Source organism: Microbacterium sp. (assembly GCF_049650565.1).
GTDB lineage: Bacteria > Actinomycetota > Actinomycetes > Actinomycetales > Microbacteriaceae > Microbacterium.
Genome location: NZ_JBASAK010000041.1, coordinates 20,775 through 39,574 on the forward strand (window position 1 = coordinate 20,775; position 18,800 = coordinate 39,574).

At 68.8% G+C, this 18,800-nt stretch carries 16 protein-coding genes; 6 read left to right on the forward strand and 10 right to left on the reverse strand.

Annotation, left to right across the window (positions count from 1 at the left end; translation table 11 throughout):
• Window positions 1-257 precede the first annotated feature (257 nt).
• Entirely contained in the window at window positions 258-1,097 is an 840-nt protein-coding gene (locus tag WA967_RS07365) for an SURF1 family protein (protein ID WP_424420637.1), read from the reverse strand.
• Window positions 1,094-2,212, reverse strand: a complete 1,119-nt coding sequence (locus WA967_RS07370; protein ID WP_424420917.1) for a GuaB3 family IMP dehydrogenase-related protein — start codon at window positions 2,210-2,212, stop codon at window positions 1,094-1,096. The genes WA967_RS07365 and WA967_RS07370 overlap by 4 nt, the downstream gene beginning before the upstream one ends.
• A gap of 290 nt (window positions 2,213-2,502) precedes the next feature.
• Here WA967_RS07370 and WA967_RS07375 point away from each other — a divergent pair, with 290 nt between their 5' ends.
• A complete protein-coding gene (locus WA967_RS07375; RefSeq protein WP_424420640.1) occupies window positions 2,503-3,348 on the forward strand; it encodes a DUF559 domain-containing protein in 846 nt (281 codons plus the stop codon).
• A gap of 145 nt (window positions 3,349-3,493) precedes the next feature.
• Here the strand turns inward: WA967_RS07375 and WA967_RS07380 are convergent, their stop codons facing one another.
• The 3 genes from WA967_RS07380 to guaB all read right to left on the reverse strand — a co-directional run bounded on the left by WA967_RS07380 (window position 3,494) and on the right by guaB (window position 8,026).
• Window positions 3,494-4,954, reverse strand: a complete 1,461-nt coding sequence (locus WA967_RS07380) for a pyridoxal phosphate-dependent decarboxylase family protein (RefSeq protein ID WP_424420643.1) — start codon at window positions 4,952-4,954, stop codon at window positions 3,494-3,496.
• Window positions 4,951-6,321 (reverse strand): MFS transporter, encoded by a 1,371-nt coding sequence (locus WA967_RS07385; RefSeq protein WP_424420645.1) that lies wholly within the window; start codon window positions 6,319-6,321, stop codon window positions 4,951-4,953. Before WA967_RS07385 ends, WA967_RS07380 begins: the two co-directional genes overlap by 4 nt.
• Window positions 6,322-6,520: 199 nt before the next feature.
• Window positions 6,521-8,026 carry an IMP dehydrogenase gene (gene guaB / locus WA967_RS07390; RefSeq protein ID WP_424420647.1) on the reverse strand — a complete coding sequence of 502 codons (1,506 nt, stop codon included), beginning with the start codon at window positions 8,024-8,026 and terminating at the stop codon, window positions 6,521-6,523.
• 319 nt (window positions 8,027-8,345) lie between these two features.
• Here guaB and WA967_RS07395 point away from each other — a divergent pair, with 319 nt between their 5' ends.
• The 4 genes from WA967_RS07395 to WA967_RS07410 all read left to right on the forward strand — a co-directional run bounded on the left by WA967_RS07395 (window position 8,346) and on the right by WA967_RS07410 (window position 12,474).
• Window positions 8,346-9,650: a branched-chain amino acid ABC transporter permease gene (locus tag WA967_RS07395; protein WP_424420919.1), complete on the forward strand. Its 1,305-nt coding sequence runs from the start codon at window positions 8,346-8,348 to the stop codon at window positions 9,648-9,650.
• Between the two features lies 1 nt (window position 9,651).
• On the forward strand, window positions 9,652-10,629 hold the full coding sequence (locus tag WA967_RS07400; RefSeq protein ID WP_424420650.1) for a branched-chain amino acid ABC transporter permease: 978 nt from the start codon (window positions 9,652-9,654) through the stop codon (window positions 10,627-10,629).
• A 64-nt stretch (window positions 10,630-10,693) separates the two neighbouring features.
• The gene (locus WA967_RS07405) at window positions 10,694-11,674 is read left to right on the forward strand and encodes an ABC transporter ATP-binding protein (RefSeq protein WP_424420921.1); all 981 of its coding nucleotides are present in this window, start codon (window positions 10,694-10,696) and stop codon (window positions 11,672-11,674) included.
• The gene (locus tag WA967_RS07410; RefSeq protein ID WP_424420653.1) at window positions 11,671-12,474 is read left to right on the forward strand and encodes an ABC transporter ATP-binding protein; all 804 of its coding nucleotides are present in this window, start codon (window positions 11,671-11,673) and stop codon (window positions 12,472-12,474) included. The genes WA967_RS07405 and WA967_RS07410 overlap by 4 nt, the downstream gene beginning before the upstream one ends.
• A 126-nt stretch (window positions 12,475-12,600) precedes the next feature.
• Here the strand turns inward: WA967_RS07410 and WA967_RS07415 are convergent, their stop codons facing one another.
• The 3 genes from WA967_RS07415 to groES form a co-directional block, all read right to left on the reverse strand.
• Window positions 12,601-13,887 carry an ABC transporter substrate-binding protein gene (locus tag WA967_RS07415; RefSeq protein ID WP_424420655.1) on the reverse strand — a complete coding sequence of 429 codons (1,287 nt, stop codon included), beginning with the start codon at window positions 13,885-13,887 and terminating at the stop codon, window positions 12,601-12,603.
• Window positions 13,888-14,009: 122 nt separating this feature from the next.
• The gene (gene rarD / locus WA967_RS07420; protein ID WP_424420658.1) at window positions 14,010-14,924 is read right to left on the reverse strand and encodes an EamA family transporter RarD; all 915 of its coding nucleotides are present in this window, start codon (window positions 14,922-14,924) and stop codon (window positions 14,010-14,012) included.
• 74 nt (window positions 14,925-14,998) lie between these two features.
• Window positions 14,999-15,295, reverse strand: a complete 297-nt coding sequence (gene groES / locus WA967_RS07425) for a co-chaperone GroES (protein ID WP_067242196.1) — start codon at window positions 15,293-15,295, stop codon at window positions 14,999-15,001.
• A gap of 134 nt (window positions 15,296-15,429) precedes the next feature.
• On the opposite strand from groES, the gene WA967_RS07430 reads away from it, so the two are divergent.
• The gene (locus WA967_RS07430) at window positions 15,430-16,614 is read left to right on the forward strand and encodes a THUMP-like domain-containing protein (RefSeq protein WP_424420662.1); all 1,185 of its coding nucleotides are present in this window, start codon (window positions 15,430-15,432) and stop codon (window positions 16,612-16,614) included.
• An 8-nt stretch (window positions 16,615-16,622) separates the two neighbouring features.
• Here WA967_RS07430 and WA967_RS07435 read toward each other — a convergent pair whose 3' ends face one another.
• Complete coding sequence (locus tag WA967_RS07435) at window positions 16,623-17,756, reverse strand: hypothetical protein (protein WP_424420665.1); 1,134 nt, start codon at window positions 17,754-17,756, stop codon at window positions 16,623-16,625.
• Window positions 17,753-18,493: a hypothetical protein gene (locus WA967_RS07440; RefSeq protein ID WP_424420668.1), complete on the reverse strand. Its 741-nt coding sequence runs from the start codon at window positions 18,491-18,493 to the stop codon at window positions 17,753-17,755. The genes WA967_RS07435 and WA967_RS07440 overlap by 4 nt, the downstream gene beginning before the upstream one ends.
• Between the last annotated feature and the right edge of the window lie 307 nt (window positions 18,494-18,800).

Sequence of the window (18,800 nt, forward strand, 5' to 3'; positions counted from 1 at the left end):
CGGTTCCTGTGCGGTGTGGGCGGAACCGTCCGGTTCCGGCCATCGGGGGCGGACATCTTCACAGCTGTCTCCTCGGGTGTGGATGGGGCGCCGATCTCGTGAACCGGGCGCCGTGCGCTCTCAGCGCGCACACATGTCTGTGACCATATGGCGACGGTCGCGGGCGCGACAAGACAGTCGAGCGGATGTTGGAGCTCTGTCCACCCGATGGTCACCGAACGTGCATCCAGCCTTCGCCGAACGGGCATCCGGTCGTCTCAGTCGGCGTCTTCCGTTGCGGAGGGCGGCGTGCCGGCGGAGGCCGCGGCCTCCTCGAACGCCTCGACGTCGCGCTCCCACGCGTCCTTCGCGAGCCGGTACCAGAGGTAGAACGCGAAGCCGGCGAAGACCGCCCACTCCGCCGCGTAGAAGATGTTCAGCCAGTTGATCGGCGAGCCCTCGGTGGGCGCCGGCGAGCTGATGTCGGTGAGTCCTGCGGTCGCGGTGGCGGATGCCAGGTAGGGACGGTACACGTTCAACTGGTCGATGTCGTGCCAGCGGCTCAGCAGGGCCGCCGGCGACATGCGCGTGAGCTCGGACGGGTCGGATGCCGGCGGCACCTCGACTCCCTCGTCGTCGATGAGCCGCCCGGTGATCTCGGCCTGCACGGCGCCCGCTGCATCAAGCCTCCGGGCGGCGGCATCCGCCTTCTCCCGGGTGGGAGCCCACCCGATCGCGACGGCGATGGAGGTGCGGTCTGCCACGCGCAGCTGGCCGGAGACCCAGTAGCCCTCGTCGCCGTTGTTGAAACGCTGCGACAGCACGATGAAGTCGCCGGGCATCCAGGTGCCGGTCGTGGTCACACGCTGACCGCCCAGGCTCTGATCCAGGTACTCGCCGGGCTGGATCACGGCGGTCAGCGGGCGCACCTGCTCGGTCGCACCGGCCGGTGGCGGCGAAGTGTCGATGGCGCGGGAGAGCTGCCACTGTCCGAGCCATGCGAAGATCCCCGCCACCAGCAGGCAGAGCGCGAGCACGCCCATCCACCGCCTGCGCAGCATGACCTCGCGCAGGGTCGGCGGGAACTCCTGCACGACAGGCAGCGGGGGCTGCGTCATCCCAGCTCGTAGGGCGCGAGCACGACCTCGACGCGCTGGAACTCCTTCAGGTCGGAGTAGCCGGTCGTCGCCATGGACTTGCGCAGTGCGCCGATCAGGTTCGCCGTGCCGTCGGCCACGGGTGCGGGGCCGTAGAGGATCTCCTCCAGGTTCGCGACGCCCGGGACGGCCACGCGACGGCCGCGCGGAAGCTGCGGATGGTGCGCCTCCGCGCCCCAGTGGAAGCCCCGGCCCGGAGCATCCGTGGCCCGTGCCAGCGCAACGCCCAGCATCACGGCGTCCGCTCCCATCGCGAGAGCCTTGACGATGTCTCCGGAGGTGCCGACGCCGCCGTCGGCGATCACGTGCACGTACCGTCCGCCGGACTCGTCGAGGTAGTCACGGCGCGCCGCGGCGACGTCGGAGACGGCCGTCGCCATGGGGGCGTGGATGCCCAGGGTCGCGCGCGTGGTGGACGCCGCGCCGCCGCCGAAGCCGACCAGCACGCCGGCAGCCCCGGTGCGCATGAGGTGCAGAGCCGCGGTGTAAGTGGCTGCGCCGCCCACGATGACGGGGACGTCGAGGTCGTAGATGAACTTCTTGAGGTTCAGCGGCTCGCTCACGCTGGAGACGTGCTCGGCGGAGACCGTGGTGCCGCGGATCACGAACAGGTCGACGCCGGCGGCCACGACGGTCTCGTACAGCTCCTGCGTGCGCTGCGGGGTGAGAGAACCCGCGACCGTGACGCCCGCGGCGCGGATCTCGGCCAGCCGCTGCTTGATCAGCTCGGGCTTGATGGGCTCGGAGTACAGCTCCTGCATGCGGACGGTGGCGCCGGCCTCCGGCAGGCTCGCGATCTCGTCGAGAAGCGGCTGCGGGTCCTCGTACCGGGTCCACAGGCCCTCGAGGTCGAGCACGCCCAGACCGCCCAGGCGACCCAGCGCGATGGCGGTCTGCGGGCTGACGACCGAATCCATCGGGGCGCCCAGCACCGGGATCTCGAAGGAGTAGGCGTCGATGGTCCACACCGTGGAGACGTCCTCCGGGTTGCGGGTGCGCCTCGACGGCACGACCGCGATGTCGTCGAACGTGTACGCGCGACGCGCGCGCTTGCCTCGGCCGATCTCGATGTCCATGCTCACGAACCCAGCCTACCCGTCGCGGTCTTCGCCGTTCCCCGGCAGCTTCCCCCGCGTCACCCATCTGCCGTCCCGTTCTGGGCATCCTTCGCCATACGCTCCACCAGCCGACCACAGGCCGATTCCCCCGCAACAGGAGAATCCGTGCGGTGCCCTCCTGTCCTCAGTCGTTCCGCCTGTTCCCCGCCCCGCCACTCCCCCTCCACGATCGGCGAACTCGCGCAGTTGTCCACAATCACGGTTTCCGACCGCCCAGCGGACGCCGGGATCGAGCATCCTCGACAGACATGAGGACAGAACTCGAGGACTGGATGCGGCAGCATCACGGCATCGCGCACACTCGCAACCTGCGCGAGGCGGGCTTCACGAAGCACGCAGTCCTGCGGGCGGTGGACGCGGGGATGCTCGAGCGCGTGCACCGCAGCTGGCTGGTAGCCGATCACTGCTCCTCCGCCCGGCGAGCCGCCGCCGAGGTGAGCGGTCGGGTGACATGTGTGACAGCTGCGAGGGAGCAGGGTCTATGGACCCCGGATGTCGAAGGCACTCACATCTGGGTGCCTTCGACGGCATCCCGCAACACTCGGCTCGGGCGAGTTCTGCACTGGGCGAGGGGACCCGTGCCCGTCGCGCCCTTCGCCGTGGACGAGCCGATTCTCAACGTGCTCTTCCACGTGGCCCGCTGCCTCGATCCGAAGCCGGCCGCGACCGTGTGGGAGTCGGCGCTGCGCAAGAACGCCGTGACGCTGCCCCAGCTGCGGCTCACGAAGTGGCACTCATCGGCCGCGACTGAGGTGCTCGCCCGCGTCGGTACCGGGTCCGACTCCGGTCTCGAGACCATCTTCCTCAGAATCGCGGAGAGCTGCGGCGTGCCGGTCCAGCAGCAGGTCCTCATCGACGGGCATCCGGTCGACGCACTCATCGGTGAGCGTCTGGTGGTGCAGCTCGACGGCTTCGAGTTCCACGGCAAGGCGAAGGATCGGCGCAGGGATCTGCGACAGGACGCCCGGCTGGTGCTGCTGGGCTACACCGTGCTGCGGTTCGACTACCAGCAGATCATGTTCGACATGCACTACGTGCAGCAGACGATCCTGAACGCGATCGCACAGGAGCTGCACCTGCTCTCGCGGCGTTGAACGTCCATCGAGATGGCCTGCCGAGAACAGGACGACGGTGCCAGAACAGGAGGATGCCGACCGGATTGTCCTGTTCCGGGACGATCCTCCTGTTGCGGGCTGGGGCAGGCGGAGGGCGGTCACACCGAAGAGCGGATGCCGCGGCTCAGGGCTCCGACATGCGGGCCAGCAGTTCGGCGAGCAAGGCCTCGGAGACCTCGTGCGGCAACTGCTCGATGAGGGCCATCAGCACAGCCATGGGCTGGTCGGGGGACACCTTCCCTGTACCTGCCAGGCGCAGCAGCCGCCACGCGGCCGCGGGGCCGGGCACCCGCCCGCCGTCGCCGTATCCCAGCATCCGCATGCCCGCCAGCAGCATCCCCGCATCGGCCTGCGGTTTTCCCCGCACGGAATCGGATGCCGCGACCAGGGCCGCCGTGAACTCGTGCACGCCCTGCTCGAGCACGGGCGTGAGCGTGAGATGCGCGCTGTGCGGGATGCGCACGCCGTCCGCCTGCATCAGCCCGGGCTGGTGCTGGATCTTCCAGCCGTAGCCGACCAGCGCGTCGGCCAGCCGATGAGGATCCACGCGCTCGCCCTCCGGCGCCGACAGATCGGCCACGACCGCGATGGCGGGCCCCACGGGGTCGCCCAGCATCGTGAGGCCGGGGATGCCATCGACGGCGGCGCGCACGGCAGCCGCCGCCCTCGTGATCGACCCCACCAGGTCCGCATACCCGCTGGAGCCCAGGTGCTGCATGATCGCCCAGCCTGCGGCCAGGGGCGACGCCGACTTCGAGCCCAGCAGCGTGGGGTTGACCACCGGATACCCCGACCACCGCGTGGTGGCGAAGAACTGCGCGCGATGCCGTCGAAGCCCACGGTGCAGCAGCACCGAGACGCCTTTGGGCGCGTATCCGAACTTGTGCAGGTCGGCGGAGATACTGGTCACGCCGCGCACCCGGAAGTCCCAGTCCGGCAGCCCCGGCCACCACGGCAGGACGAAGCCGCCGAAGCAGGCGTCGACGTGGCAGGAGATGCCGCGCGCCGACGCGGCCGCCGCCACCTCGGCGACAGGGTCGAGCACGCCGGTCGGATACGCCGGGGCCGACACGACCACGAGGGCCGCATCGTCGCCCAGACGCGCGATGAGGTCGCTCGCACGCGCGTGCCCGGAGGCGCCGACCGGCACCGGGTCCCAGTCCAGGTCGAACAGCGCCGCGGCCTTCTGGAACGCCGCATGCACGGCGGTGGTCGTCACCAGCCGCGGCCGCGACCCGGCGGGTGCCTCGGGGTGCGACCGGCGCCACAGATCGCGCGCGGTCTTCACCGCCAGCAGACAGCTCTCCGTCCCGCCGCTGGTGATCGATCCCACCACGGAGCCGCCGCCGTGCAGCATCCGCTTGGCGAAGGCGACCACGTCGCGCTCCATGGCGGAGATCGACGGGAAGACCGTGGGGTCGAGTCCGTTCAGCGGGCGGGCGAGCCGCGCGGCGGCATCCGCCAGATCGTCCAGCTCGGGTCTGCCTGAGTCGTACACGTACGACATCACGCGCCCGCCGTGGGTGGGGGCATCCTCCGCGCGCAGCCGCCGCAGCCGCTCGAGGATGTCGCCGGGATCGCTCATGCCGACGTCCCGACGATGTCGTGCTCTCGCAGCCGGTACCGGGCCAGGGTGAGCAGGCTCAGCACCATCAGAGCCGCGGGCAGGATGCTGAACGAGATCCCGATCCCGGTGACGGCGGCTGCCGGCTGCACGACCTCGTGTCCGGCAGTGGTCTCCAGGTAGCCCGTCGCCGCCAGCACGATGGTGAGGATGGTGCCCCCGAGCGCCATCCCCGTGGTCTCGCCCGCCGTCCACACGCCGCCGAAGATCCCTGAGCGGTTCGCACCGCCGGTTCCCGCCGCTTCCTGCTCGGTGCGGTCGTACGCGATCACGTCGGGGAGCATGGCCATCGGCAGCGTCTGCATACCGGCGTAGGCCGCGCCCGCCAGCGCCACCGGCGCCACGATCCACCAGCCGGGCACCCAGACCATCGCCGTGAGCGCCAGGGTCGCCAGCAGGAACAGTGCGCTGGCCATGCGGAACGCCCGCTCCTTGCCGGTGCGATCTGCGATGAGCTTCCACACCGGCGCCATCAGCAGCGCGGGCGCGATCAGTGCGACGAACAGCTGCGTGACCGCCGTCTCGTCGTCCAGCACCCAGCGCGCCACGTACTGCGCGGCGGCCAGCATCATGCCTGTGGCCAGTCCCTGCAGCAGGAAGGTCGCCAGCAGAGCGCGGAACGGCTGGCTCTCGCGCAGCACGATGATGCCGTCGCGGTAGTGCTCCGCGATGGTCGAGCCGCGGCGCACCGGCAGCAGCGGCCGCTGCGGTGCCACGGATGCCGAGGTCAGCATCCCGAACCCGAGGATGACCGCGGCGACAGCCGCCATCACGAGATAGCCCAGCAGCGGGTTCTCGGGGAACAGCGCGCGCAGCTCGGGGCCGCCGGCACCGAACATCAGGATCGCGACGGTGAGCATGACCACCCGCCAGCTCAGCAGCCTGGTGCGCTCCCGGTAGTCGTCGGTCAGCTCGGCCGGCAGCGCGATGTACGGCACCTGGAACAGGCTGAAGCACGTGGCGGCCAGCATGAACGCGACCAGCACCCAGAGCGCCGCGGGCACCGGGCCGAGGCCCGCGGGCACGGCGAAGGTGAGCACGAAGGCGAGAGGCAGCCCGATGCCGCCGATCAACATGGTGCGGCGCCTGGTGCCGGTGTGCGCGAGCGCCCGGTCGCTGATGCCGCCGATGACGGGGTCGATCAGCACATCCCACACCTTGGCGACAGTGACGATCGCCCCGGCGGCGAGCGCGGTCACGCCCAGCGAGTCGGTGAGGTAGTAGACCAGCACCAGGCCCGGCAGCGTGGAGAAGCCCCCCGTGCCGAGCGAACCTATCGCATAGCGCGAGACCTGACCCCGACTGAGCGTCTTCGACCCTGACCGCATGCGCTCACTCTAGCGGCGAGGGCCGCGTCGAGCGGATGCGTCGGACCAGGGCGCCGGGACACATGCCGGTCCGTTTCACGGATGTCGGCCGGATCCGCCGAATCTGGCCGACATCCGTGATCTGAGCCGACATCCGTCCCGGCCGCGGACATGCGAAAGGGGCGGATGCCGCAGCATCCGCCCCTTTCGTGGATCCGGCTCAGCGCTTGTTGTAGTTCGGCGCCTCGACGACGATCTGCACGTCGTGCGGGTGCGACTCCTTGAGCCCGGCCGCAGTGATGCGGACGAACCTGCCGCGGGCCTTCAGCTCCTCGACGGTGCGCGCGCCGACGTAGAACATCGACTGACGCAGGCCGCCGACCAGCTGATACACCACGGCCGACACCGGACCGCGGTAGGGCACCTGGCCCTCGATGCCCTCGGGGATGAGCTTGTCATCGCTGGGCACGTCCGCCTGGAAGTAGCGGTCCTTGGAGTACGAGGTCTGCTTGCCGCGGGTCTGCATGGCGCCGAGGGACCCCATGCCGCGGTACAGCTTGAACTGCTTGCCGGACTGGAAGACGATCTCGCCCGGCGACTCGTCGGTGCCGGCCAGCAGCGAGCCCAGCATCACGGCATCCGCACCGGCGACCAGCGCCTTGGCGATGTCGCCGGAGTACTGCAGACCGCCGTCGGCGATCACCGGGATGCCGGCGGGGGCCGCCGCCAGCGACGCCTCGTACACGGCGGTGACCTGCGGCACGCCCACTCCGGCGACGATGCGGGTGGTGCAGATGGACCCGGGGCCGACGCCCACCTTGACGGCGTCGACACCGGCATCCACCAGTGCCTGAGCGCCCTCGCGGGTCGCGACGTTGCCGCCGATGATGTCGATGTGCTCGAACGTGGGGTCGGCCTTCAGGCGCTTGATCAGGTCGATCACGCCCTGCGACTGTCCGTTGGCGGTGTCGACCACCAGCACGTCCACGCCCGCGTCGCGCAGCGCCTCAGCGCGCTCCCATGCGTCGCCGAAGAAGCCGATGGCCGCGCCCACGCGCAGGCGCCCCTGCTCGTCCTTGGTGGCCAGCGGATACTTCTCGCTCTTGTCGAAGTCCTTGATGGTGATCAGGCCTGCGAGCTTGCCGTCAGCACCGATCAGCGGCAGCTTCTCGACGCGGTGCTTGGCGAACAGCGCGATGACCTCGCCCGCCGGCACGCCCACCGGCGCCGTCACCAGGTTCTCGCTGGTCATGACGTCCTTGACCAGGGTGGTCTTGCGCTCGAAGCCCGAGACGAACCGCATGTCGCGGTTGGTGATGATGCCCACCAGGTGCTTCTCGTCGTCGACGACCGGCAGACCCGAGATGCGGTACTTCGCGCACAGCCTGTCGACCTCGTCGACCGTGGCGTCGGCGGTCGTCGTGATCGGATCGGTGATCATGCCGGACTCGCTGCGCTTGACGCGGTCGACGTCGGCCGCCTGGTCGGCGATGGAGAGGTTGCGGTGCAGGATGCCGATGCCGCCCTCGCGCGCCACCGCGATGGCCATACGAGCCTCGGTCACGGTGTCCATCGCGCTGGAGAGCAGCGGCGTCGCGACCGAGATGCGGCGGGAGATGCGCGACGAGGTGTCGGCCTCACTGGGGATGACGTCGGTGTGCCCGGGCAGAAGCAGCACGTCATCGTAGGTGAGCCCGGTGAAACCGAATGGATCGTGCTGGGGCATAAAACTGGCTCCTCTGCGCCTGAGGGCGCGATCGAATGACGGGAATGCGCGTGGACGACTGCGGCCTGGACGGGAGCGTTGTCCGTCGTGTTATGAGTCTAATCGTCGCGAGGGCCCGGATATTCCCAGGATGCTGGGTGCGACACGCGCGGACCGCACGTTCCGATCTGGACACGGTTGGTGCGGATCGGGCCGTCGGGGGGATACGCTCAGTGCACGTCCATCATCGAACGACTGCCCGAGTTCGTTCGAGGGCACTCGATGTGGAGGATGCGTGGGACTGAGAACTGTGGCGCTTCGGCGCCCCCGAACCGGGCTGATGGCGCTGATCGCAGCACTGTTGGCCACTTTCATCGTGCTCGGCATACCCGCCGGTTCAGCACAGGCCGCCACAACACCTGACGGCCAGGAGATCACCGCGTTCTACTTCGGCGGCAACATCACCAACAACGACAAGCCGGTCGCCGATGTGGGGATGAGCGTCGAGGGCAACGGCTTCAAGGGCAAGACGAAGACGGATGCCGACGGCAAGTGGCGCCTGTACGTGCCGAAGAAGGCCAAGTACACGATCACGGTCGACGAGGACACCCTGCCCAAGGGCGTGATCATCGATCCGTCCAAGCTGCCGCAGGGCGTGAAGGCGGTCTCCGGCACCAGCGGCGCCTTCGAGGCCTCGTTCGGCCTGACGGGCACGAAGATCGTGAACCTGTTCCTCGGACAGGGCGAGCGCGTGACGGAGTCGTTCTGGAACCAGCTGCTCTCGCGCACGTTCAACGGCCTGAACTTCGGCCTGCTGCTGGCGCTGGCGTCGATGGGCGCAGCGCTCATCTACGGCACCACCCGGCTGGGCAACTTCGCCCACGCCGACATGGTGACGTGGGGCGGCATCGTCGCGGTGCTGTTCACCTCGTTCTGGAGCCTTCCGCTGTGGCTCGGCATCGTCGCCGCCATCGTCGGCGGCGGGCTGCTGGGCTGGGCGCTGGATGTCGGCCTGTGGGCGCCGCTGCGAAGACGCGGCATGAGCGTCGTGCCGCTGATGATCGTCAGCATCGGCCTGGCGCTGGCCATGCGCTACATCTTCCAGTTCGTGATCGGCGGAGGCACGCTGCAGCTGCCGGGCGCCAGCCCGAAGCCCTGGAACCTGGGTCCGATCTCGCTGTCGTACATCGACGTGATCACGATGGCCGTCAGCCTCGTGGTCATCATCGGCGTGGGGCTGTTCCTCACCCGCACCCGGATCGGCAAGGCCACCCGCGCCATCTCGGACAACCCTCAGCTGGCCGCGGCCACCGGCATCGACGTCGACAAGGTCATCCGCCTGGTCTGGATCCTGGCGGGCGCACTGGCGGCCGTCTCCGGCATCCTGTGGGCGTACTTCCGCCCCGGCGTGAAGTGGGACATGGGCGTGCAGATGCTGCTGCTGATCTTCTGCGCCATGACCATCGGCGGCCTCGGCACCGCGTTCGGCGCCATCATCGGCTCGATCATCGTCGGCATCGCCGTCGAGGTGTCCACCCTCTGGATCCCGTCCGACCTGAAGTACGCCAGCGCGCTGGCCGCGCTGATCATCATCCTGCTGGTGCGCCCGCAAGGACTGTTCGGACGCAAGGAGAGGTTGGGCTGACATGGACTTCGGAAGCATCTTCGGCGACACCGCCGCATACCTCCTCAGCCCCGTCACCATCGCCTACGCGCTGGCGGCGACCGGCCTGGCCGTGCACTTCGGCTATGCCGGCCTGCTGAACTTCGGCATGGCGGCCTTCATGGCCGTCGGCGCCTACGGTTACGCCATCTCGGTGCTGACCTTCGGCCTCCCCTGGTACATCGGCATGCTCATCGGCCTGCTGGCAGGTGCCCTGCTGGGCCTGCTGCTCGGCATCCCGACTCTGAGGCTGAGAGCCGACTACCTGGCCATCGCGACGATCGCCGCGGGCGAGATCGTGCGCCTGCTGTTCACCACCGAGCTGTTCCGCGACTGGACCAACTCGGCCGGCGGCCTGGCCAACTACCAGCGCGGATTCCGTGACGCCAACCCGTTCCCGGAGGGCACGTACGGCTTCGGCCCGTGGACCTGGAACGAGAACGACCTCTGGTACCGCGTGTTCGGCCTGGTGCTGCTCGGCATCGCGCTGGCCCTGGTCTGGGCCCTCATGCGCAGCCCGTGGGGCCGTGTCCTCAAGGGCATCCGCGAGGATGAGGACGCCGTCCGCTCGCTCGGCAAGAACGTGTTCGCCTACAAGATGCAGGCGCTCGTGGTCGGCGGGATGATCGGTGCGGCGGCGGGAATCGTGTTCGTGCTGCCGACGGCCGTGGTCCCCAACGACTACTCGACCTCGCTGACGTTCTTCCTGTGGACGATCGTCCTGCTCGGCGGCGCGGCCACCGTGTTCGGCCCGACGCTGGGCGCCGTGCTGTTCTGGGTCGTGTTCGCGCTGCTGGGCAACGTGCTCTCGCAGATGGTCACAGCGGACATCCTGCCCATCTCGAACCTGCAGGCGGGCTCGATCCGCTTCGCCCTGGTGGGCATCGCGCTGATGCTGCTGGTGATCTTCCGGCCCCAGGGGATTCTCGGAGACAAGAGGGAGATGACCTTTGTCCACTGACGACCTTTCCATCCCCGAGCCCGTCAACCCGGTCCCTGAGCCCGTCGAAGGGCAGGATGCCGCGATGCCGGCGTCCCCGCTCGAGGCGGCGGAGTCCATCGCGCCGGCCAAGCGCCAGAAGTCGACCGGCCTCGCCAAGGGCCCTGCGGCCCCGGGCGTCGCGAAGGTCGACCCGATCCTCATCGCCGACGGCGTGGAGCGTCGTTTCGGCGGCCTGGTCGCCGTCGACGTCGACCACGTGGAGATCCCGCGCGGCGCCATCACGGCGCTGATCGGGCCCAACGGCGCCGGCAAGACCACGCTGTTCAACCTGCTGTGCGGGTTCGACAAGCCCAACGCCGGCACCTGGTCGTACGACGGGAAGAGCCTGGCGGGCGTGCCGTCGTTCAAGGTGGCGCGGATGGGCCAGGTGCGCACCTTCCAGCTGACCAAGTCGCTCTCGCTGCTGTCGGTGCTGGAGAACATGAAGCTCGGCGCACCGCATCAGGTGGGCGAGCGCTTCTGGCAGAGCCTGTTCCCCTTCTTCTGGCGCAAGCAGGAGAAGCAGATCGAGGAGAAGGCCCGCGAGCTGCTGACCCGGTTCAAGCTGGATGCCAAGGAGAAGGACTTCGCGGCATCCCTCTCCGGCGGGCAGCGCAAGCTGCTGGAGATGGCTCGGGCGCTGATGAGCGACCCGAACCTGGTCATGCTCGACGAGCCGATGGCAGGCGTCAACCCCGCGCTCACGCAGTCGCTGCTGGACCACATCCTGGGTCTGAAGGATCGCGGCATGACCGTGCTGTTCGTCGAGCACGACATGCACATGGTCCGGCACATCGCCGACTGGGTGGTCGTGATGGCCGAGGGCCGCGTGGTGGCCGAGGGCCCGCCCGAGGTCGTCATGGAGGACCCGGCCGTGGTCGACGCCTATCTGGGCGCGCACCAGGACGTGGACCTCGGAGCGGTCACCGGCCGCATCCAGGTGATGTCCGACACGACGGCCGTGAAGATCCGCGAGAAGATCGACGCCGAAGCCGAGGCAGAGCTCGAGGAGGAGCAGTCATGAGCGACGACACTTCGACAGGCTCAGTGGCCCAGGGAGAAGGTCCCGTGGCGCCGTCCACCGACGACCGCGAGGTCGTCGTCGAGCTGACGGGAGTGCACGCCGGGTACCTGCCGGGCGTGAACATCCTCAACGGTGCGAACCTCACAGCCCGCAAGGGCGAGCTGATCGGCATCATCGGCCCCAACGGCGCCGGCAAGTCCACGCTGCTGAAGTCGATCTTCGGGCTGGTGCACGTGCGTGAGGGCGAGATCACCGTCAACGGCGAGAGCATCGTGGGCCTGAAGGCCGACAAGCTCGTCCGCCGCGGCGTGGGCTTCGTGCCGCAGACCAACAACGTGTTCCCCTCGCTCAGCATCGAGGAGAATCTGCAGATGGGTCTTTACCAGAATCCGAAGGCGTACGCCGAGCGGCTGGAGTTCGTCACGAGCATCTTCGCCGAACTGGGCAAGCGCCTCAAGCAGCGCGCGGGGTCGCTCTCCGGCGGCGAGCGCCAGATGGTGGCCATGTCGCGCGCATTGATGATGGACCCGTCGGTGCTGCTGCTGGACGAGCCGTCCGCCGGGTTGTCCCCCGTCCGCCAGGACGACGCGTTCATTCGCGTGAGCGACATCAACAAGGCCGGCGTCACGACCATCATGGTCGAGCAGAACGCCCGCCGCTGCCTGCAGATCTGCGACCGCGGCTACGTGCTCGATCAGGGCCGCGACGCCTATGAGGGCACCGGCCGCGAGCTGCTGAACGATCCGAAGGTCATCGGCCTGTACCTGGGCACGCTGGGACAGGACGAGGACGCCGCGTAGGTCGTACTCGCAGGAGGGGCGGATGCTGAAGCATCCGCCCCTCCTGCTGTGTCCGGCGTGCAGCTGGCGAGCATGCGAAGGGCTCCGGATGCCGAAGCATCCGGAGCCCTCACGACACGCGATGTGTCAGTTGGTGCGGGTGTACATGTTGTCCGCGCCGTACTTGAAGACGCCGATGGCGGCGCCCTGCGGGTCGCCCCACTTGTCGAACGTGATGTCGCCGGAGTAGCCGTTGTAGTCGGCCTTGCCGCCGTCGTTGATGATCTTGGCGCACTCGGCGAACGTGGTGCACGCCGTGCCGCCCTCGACGCCGCCGGAGACCGCCTGCATCTTCTTGGCGATGTCGACGCCCTTGACCGACTTCGCCTCCAGCGAGGCCAGAGCCATCAGGACCACCGCGTCGTAGGACTCAGCCGCGTAGGTGAAGTCCTTGATCTCGGCGTTGCCCTTGCCCGTCCAGTACTTCTGCAGGCGGTTGGTGAAGTCGTCCTTCAGTGCCGGACCGGGGCGGGTGCCCTGTGCCCCCTCGAGCGACACCGGGATGGCGCTGTCGCCGGTGGTGCCGTAGTTGGAGACGTTGCCGTCGACCATGTAGAAGTGATCGGCCGTGATGCCGGCGTTCACCAGCAGCGGCGCGATGGTGCGGAACTGCTCGAAGGAGACGACCGCGACGGCGTCCGGGTTGGCGGCCTTGATGGTCTCCACCTGGGCATCGAACTGCGAGTCGCCCACGTTGAAGCCGGCCGTGGCGACGACCTTGCCGCCGGACTCCTCGAACGTCTTCTTGATCGCGTCGCGCAGGCCGGTGCCGTACGGGTCGTTCTGGAAGATGATGCCGAGCGACTTGCGGCCGTCCTGCGACATCAGGTTGCCGAGAACCTCGCCCTGCAGCAGGTCACTGGGAGCGGTGCGGAAGTACAGCCCCTTCGTGGCGCCGTCCTCGGCGAGCTTGGTGAAGTCGGGCGACGTGTTCGAGGGCGAGATCGTGATGATGCCCTTGCTGACGTTGCCGTCGAGGATGATCTTGGACACACCGGATGCCGCGGCACCCACGATGCCGGCGACGCCCGCGTTCTGCAGCGTCGTGATCGAGGTCACGTAGGCCTTGGTGTCGCTGTCGCCCTCGTCCTGCGAGTTCATCGAGACGGTGACGCCGGCCTTGGCGTCGTTGATCTCCTGCGTCGCGAGTCCCACGGCTGCGTACATCGGCGGTCCGAGGAATGCCAGCGAGCCGGACGACGGAAGCAGCGATCCCAGTTTGAGGGTGAGGTCGGCCGCGGGCTTCTTGTTCCCGTCGTTCGTCTTCTCGCCGGACGGCGTGCTTGAGCAGCCGGCGATGACCAGTGCGGATGCGCTGACAAGCGCGATCCCTGCGAAGATCCTCGCTCCACGCGAGCCCTTCAATGCGTTCATGTTGCTCCCTTGCGTAACTGAACGTGGAATACCACCTTCGGGTGCCTCTTACCCTATTCGCTCGGGCGTCCCGGTGGTGGCCGCGGTTGTCTCGGTCGCTTAACGATCCGATCCGCGGATGCTCAGACCAGCTCGGCCGGCTCCTCGCGGCGCCCGCGGGCCTTCTGCACCAGCAGATCTCCGACGAACACGACGATGGCGAGCCACACCAGGACGAATCCGATCCAGCGCTCCGGTGGCATGGGCTCCCCCAGCACCGCCCAGCCCAGCAGGAACTGCATGATCGGGGTGATGAACTGGATCATGCCGACCAGTGAGAGGTCCACCCGCCGGGTACCGGCGGCGAACAGCAGCAGCGGCACGGCGGTGGCGATGCCCGCGCAGCTGAGCAGCACGGTGTGCAGCGGGCTGATCGTGCCCATCGTGATGCCGCGGCCGTCCTGTGCGACGAACACGAGGATGACGATGGCCACCGGGATCATCCAGAAGGATTCCAGCGTGAGGCCGCTGGCGGCATCCACCTGCGGGCCGATCTTCTTCTTGACCAGGCCGTACAGGCCGAACGACGCCGTCAGCGAGAGGGCGATCCAAGGGAACGTGCCGTGCGCGACGATGATCACGCCCACCGCGATGCCGGCGATGCCGATGGCGGCCCACTGCGCCGCCCGGACGCGCTCGTGCAGCACCAGCACGCCCAGCAGGACGGTGAAGATCGGGTTGATGAAGTAGCCCAGGCTCGTCTCCACGACGGCTCCGCCCATCGTGGCGATCACGAAGACCTGCCAGTTGATGTAGATCAGGAGGCCGGCCAGGGCCGTGAGCACCAGCAGCCTGGGCTGCCGCCAGATGACGAGCAGCCTCTGCCAGCCGCGGGTGACGCTCAGCAGCAGAGCGCAGAACACCAGCGTCAGCAGCAACCGCCACGCCACGACCTCGAACGGTCCGGTGGGATCGAGCGCGATGAAGTACAGCGGAAAGACGCCCCACAGCAGGTACGCGCCTATGGTGTACAGGGTGCCGGCCGACTTCGTGCTCACCGATCAAGCCTAGTGGCGGGCGGGGACGACGAAGGCCCGGATGCACGGCATCCGGGCCTCCTGGAACGTCAGCGTCAGCGGACGACGACCGCGAGGACGTCGCGGGCCGAGAGCACGAGGTACTCGTCGGCGCCGAACTTCACCTCGGTTCCGCCGTACTTGCTGTAGAGCACGCGGTCGCCCACGGCGACGTCGAGCGGGACGCGGTTGCCGTTGTCGTCGATGCGGCCGGGGCCCACAGCCACGACCTCGCCCTCCTGGGGCTTCTCCTTCGCAGTGTCGGGGATGACCAGACCGCTTGCGGTGGTCTGCTCTGCCTCGACCTGCTGGATGACGATGCGGTCCTCGAGCGGCTTGATGGAAACCGACACGGTGTACCTCTTCTTTCGTGACTGAGATCAGAAGACTGTTAGCACTCTCATGCCGAGGGTGCTAACTCCAGTGTAGGCCGTGAGCTGGCACTCACGCAATGCGAGTGCCAATTCGCGGCACGTAGGCTGGGCGCGTGGAGATGTCGGAGCTGAGCGCGCTGCTCACACGGGACGGGCTCGCACTGCTGGACGAGGTCGGCGAGATCACGAGTTCCGGCGAGGTCGCGAAGGCGGTCTCGCGGCTGCGCGCGGCGGGCCACTCCCCTGATCTGGTCTCGGCGGTGGTCGGGCAGGCGCACCTGCGCGTGAAGGCGCGGAGCAAGTTCGGGGAGTTCGCCGAGCGGATGCTGTTCACTCGCGCAGGCCTGGAGCAGGCCACCCGCTTGAAGGTCGCGACCCTGCACGCGGTGCGGATGCGGCAGGCCGACATCAGCGCGGTGACGGACCTCGGATGCGGCATCGGCGGCGACAGCCTGGCGTTCGCCGGTGCCGGCCTGCGCGTGACGGCCGTGGATGCGGATGCCGTGACCGCGGCCATCGCGGCGTACAACCTGGCACCCTTCGGTGAGGATGCCGCCGTGACGCAGGGCGTGGCGGAGGAGAACGTCCCCCACGAGGGCGCCGTCTGGCTGGACCCCGCGCGCCGCACGGCCGGTCACGGCGAGACGCGCCGGCTGTCGGCATCCGACTGGTCGCCGTCGCTGGACTGGTGCTTCCAGGTCGCAGGAGAGCACCCCACCGGGATCAAGCTGGGCCCGGGCCTGGATCGCGACCTCATCCCCGACGACGTCGAGGCGCAGTGGGTCAGCGCCGACGGCAGCGTCGTGGAGCTGGTGCTGTGGTCGGGCGCGCTGGCGCGCGACGGCATCCGCCGGGCAGCGCTGGTCGTGGCGGGCGAGCAGACGCACGAGCTGACGGCGGGAGCGGATGCCGAGGATGTGCCGGTGCGGCAACTCGGCGCGTTCCTGCACGAGCCCGATGGCGCCGTCATCCGCGCCCGGCTGATCGGCGACGCCGGGCGGATGCTGGATGCCGGGATGATCGACGAGCACATCGCCTATCTCACCGGCGACGAGCCCGTGACGAGCCCGTTCGTGCAGTCGTTCCGCGTGCGCGAGACCATGCCCGTGCATCCGAAGACCATCAATGCGGCGCTGCGTGCCGCCGACATCGGGCGGCTCGAGATCAAGAAGCGCGGCATGGACATCGACCCTGCCGCGTTCCGGAGGAGACTGACGCTGAAGGGCTCGCAGGAGGCCACGCTGATCCTCACGCGCGTGGGTGAGCAGAGGATCGCCATCCTCGCCGACCGGGTCTGACCGGGGTCTCAGCCGATGTCGCCGGTCGTGTCGTCGATGGACGCGCACTGCCCGGTGGCGGAGTCACAGGAGTATGCCGCGATGCCCTTCGGGTCACGCGTGACACTCACCGCGATGCCACGCGTCTCCGTGAATGCCGCACTGTAGGCCGCATCCCGGAACCCGATCTCGACGACGGCGCCGACCATCGGGTCCGTACAGGACTTGGTGACGTCGTGAGAGTCCGGGTCGACCACGGCGATGCAGAACTCGTCGCCCCACGTGGTCCAGATCGGGACGTCTCCGTCGTAGCCGGAGATCATCAGCTCGGGCCCCGTGAAGCCGTCCTGCTCCAGCACCTGCACGAGGTCGAGCTCGGACGGGGAGTACTGCCCCTGCCAGCCGTCGTCATACGAAGCCGTGTTCATCTTGTTGACCATCACCGAGAGCTCGCCGCTGATGTCCGTGAACAGCACGGCCGTGATGGTGGAGCGCAGATCTCCCTCGCCGGTCTCCAGCTGCACGCCGATCAGGCCGTCGTACGAACCCGTCGTCGGGTCGGCGCACTGAGTCTGGCGATGCCCGTCGAGCACCATGACGATGCACTCCTGCCCGGTCTTCGTCGCGGTCCACACCGAGGCGCCGTGCTTCGTGCCCGCGAACGACACCGAACCGGTTTCGAAGCCGCCGTCGGCCACCAGGTCGTCGTACACCTGTCGCTGCGCGGCGTTCATCGCCGGCGGTCCGGCATGGGCGGGACGCGGAGAGACCAGCCAGCCCACGCCCAGCCCCACCACCAGCGCCACCAGCAGCACGATCGGGATCAGCCAGCGCGGGTGCAGGCGGGAGGGAACCGGAGCGGATGCCGGGGGTTCTGGACCGTCCTCCCGGGGCGCCGAGCCCGCCGCCTGTGCTGGGCGAGCGCCGGCGAGTCGAAGTGAAGCGTCGGGGTGACGGGCCGACGACGCTTCGACGGGCTCAGCGACCGAACGTCGAGGCTCCTCAGCGGCCCGATCTCGAGGCTCCTCAGCAGGCGCGACCATCGCCTCGGGCACCGGCTGCGACAGCATCCGCAGCTCCTCCGCCTCCTCCGGCGTGAGGCCCCCGCCCGGCGCGAACGCGCGGCGCTGCAGGTCGCGCCTGCGCGCGTCGGCGGCGCTCATCGGGCGCCTCCCGGGATCCGCGTGATGCTCAGCATGCTGCTGCGGTCCGAGGTCAGCACGCCGTAGACCGTGTCGCCGACGGTCAGCGCGATCTGGTCGTAGCCCGAACCGCACTGCTGCGCCACGGCGCCGGTATCCAGCACGATCATCAGGCAGGAACCCGATCCGTCGGGGGCATTTCCCGTCCACACCGGGGTCTCGCCGTCGTAGCCGAGGATGCTGATCATCTCACCGTTGAAGCCGGCTGCCACCAGAGCCTCAGCCTGCTTCAGCTCCGTATCGCTGTACTGCATGCGCCAGTCCCAGGGCTCGTTCGCGCTCTGCCGCTGCACGAACACCGCCGGATTCCCACCGATGTCGTCGACGAGCGTGGCCCACAGCATGTAGTCCTCGCCCCTCTCCTTGTACGTCAGCGTGCCCTGGGCGGACGACACCTGATCGGTCTCGGCGGTGGATGCTCTGCAGCCCGCACTGGACTGGTTCTCTTCGACGGCTCCCGGGCGAGTGAGGATGACACACGGGACATCGCCCTGCTGCCTGGTCGCCGACCAGATCGCCGCGCCGTACTTCGTGCCGGCCAGGTGGATCGACCCGGGGTCGTACTGACCCGACGCCTCCAGCTTCGCCCAGGCCTCCTGCTGCTGCGCGGTCATCGGGGTCTGCGCCAGGCCGCCGAAGACGAAGGAGCCGACCACGATGCCGACCACGAGAGCGACCGCCGCGAGGACGGGGATCAAGGGGATGCGGCGCTTCTTCGTCGCGGGCTCTGATTCCTGGGTCGCTGAGCTCGTCGCCTGCGCTGAGCGAGCGCCGGTGCGTCGAAGAGAAGCATCGTCGTGATGGACCGGCGACCCTTCGACGGACTCGGGGCCCCCTTCACCAGGCGCCCCCGGGGCTTGCGACCCTTCGACGGGCTCAGGGGCCCAAGACCCTCGGGGCTCTGATTCCCCGGCCGCTGAGGTCGTCGCCCGTCCTGAGCGAGCATCAGCGAGTCGCAGTGAAGCAGCGTCGCTGTTCCCGGCATCCAGCTCCCTCAGCTCGGCG

Coding starts and splice junctions, on each gene's coding strand:
- WA967_RS07365 (WP_424420637.1), bottom strand. CDS start 1,097: ATGACGCAGCCCCCGCTGCCTGTCGTGCAGGAGTTCCCGCCGACCCTG.
- WA967_RS07370 (WP_424420917.1), bottom strand. CDS start 2,212: ATGGACATCGAGATCGGCCGAGGCAAGCGCGCGCGTCGCGCGTACACG.
- WA967_RS07375 (WP_424420640.1), top strand. CDS start 2,503: ATGAGGACAGAACTCGAGGACTGGATGCGGCAGCATCACGGCATCGCG.
- WA967_RS07380 (WP_424420643.1), bottom strand. CDS start 4,954: ATGAGCGATCCCGGCGACATCCTCGAGCGGCTGCGGCGGCTGCGCGCG.
- WA967_RS07385 (WP_424420645.1), bottom strand. CDS start 6,321: ATGCGGTCAGGGTCGAAGACGCTCAGTCGGGGTCAGGTCTCGCGCTAT.
- guaB (WP_424420647.1), bottom strand. CDS start 8,026: ATGCCCCAGCACGATCCATTCGGTTTCACCGGGCTCACCTACGATGAC.
- WA967_RS07395 (WP_424420919.1), top strand. CDS start 8,346: ATGGCGCTGATCGCAGCACTGTTGGCCACTTTCATCGTGCTCGGCATA.
- WA967_RS07400 (WP_424420650.1), top strand. CDS start 9,652: ATGGACTTCGGAAGCATCTTCGGCGACACCGCCGCATACCTCCTCAGC.
- WA967_RS07405 (WP_424420921.1), top strand. CDS start 10,694: ATGCCGGCGTCCCCGCTCGAGGCGGCGGAGTCCATCGCGCCGGCCAAG.
- WA967_RS07410 (WP_424420653.1), top strand. CDS start 11,671: ATGAGCGACGACACTTCGACAGGCTCAGTGGCCCAGGGAGAAGGTCCC.
- WA967_RS07415 (WP_424420655.1), bottom strand. CDS start 13,887: ATGAACGCATTGAAGGGCTCGCGTGGAGCGAGGATCTTCGCAGGGATC.
- WA967_RS07435 (WP_424420665.1), bottom strand. CDS start 17,756: ATGAGCGCCGCCGACGCGCGCAGGCGCGACCTGCAGCGCCGCGCGTTC.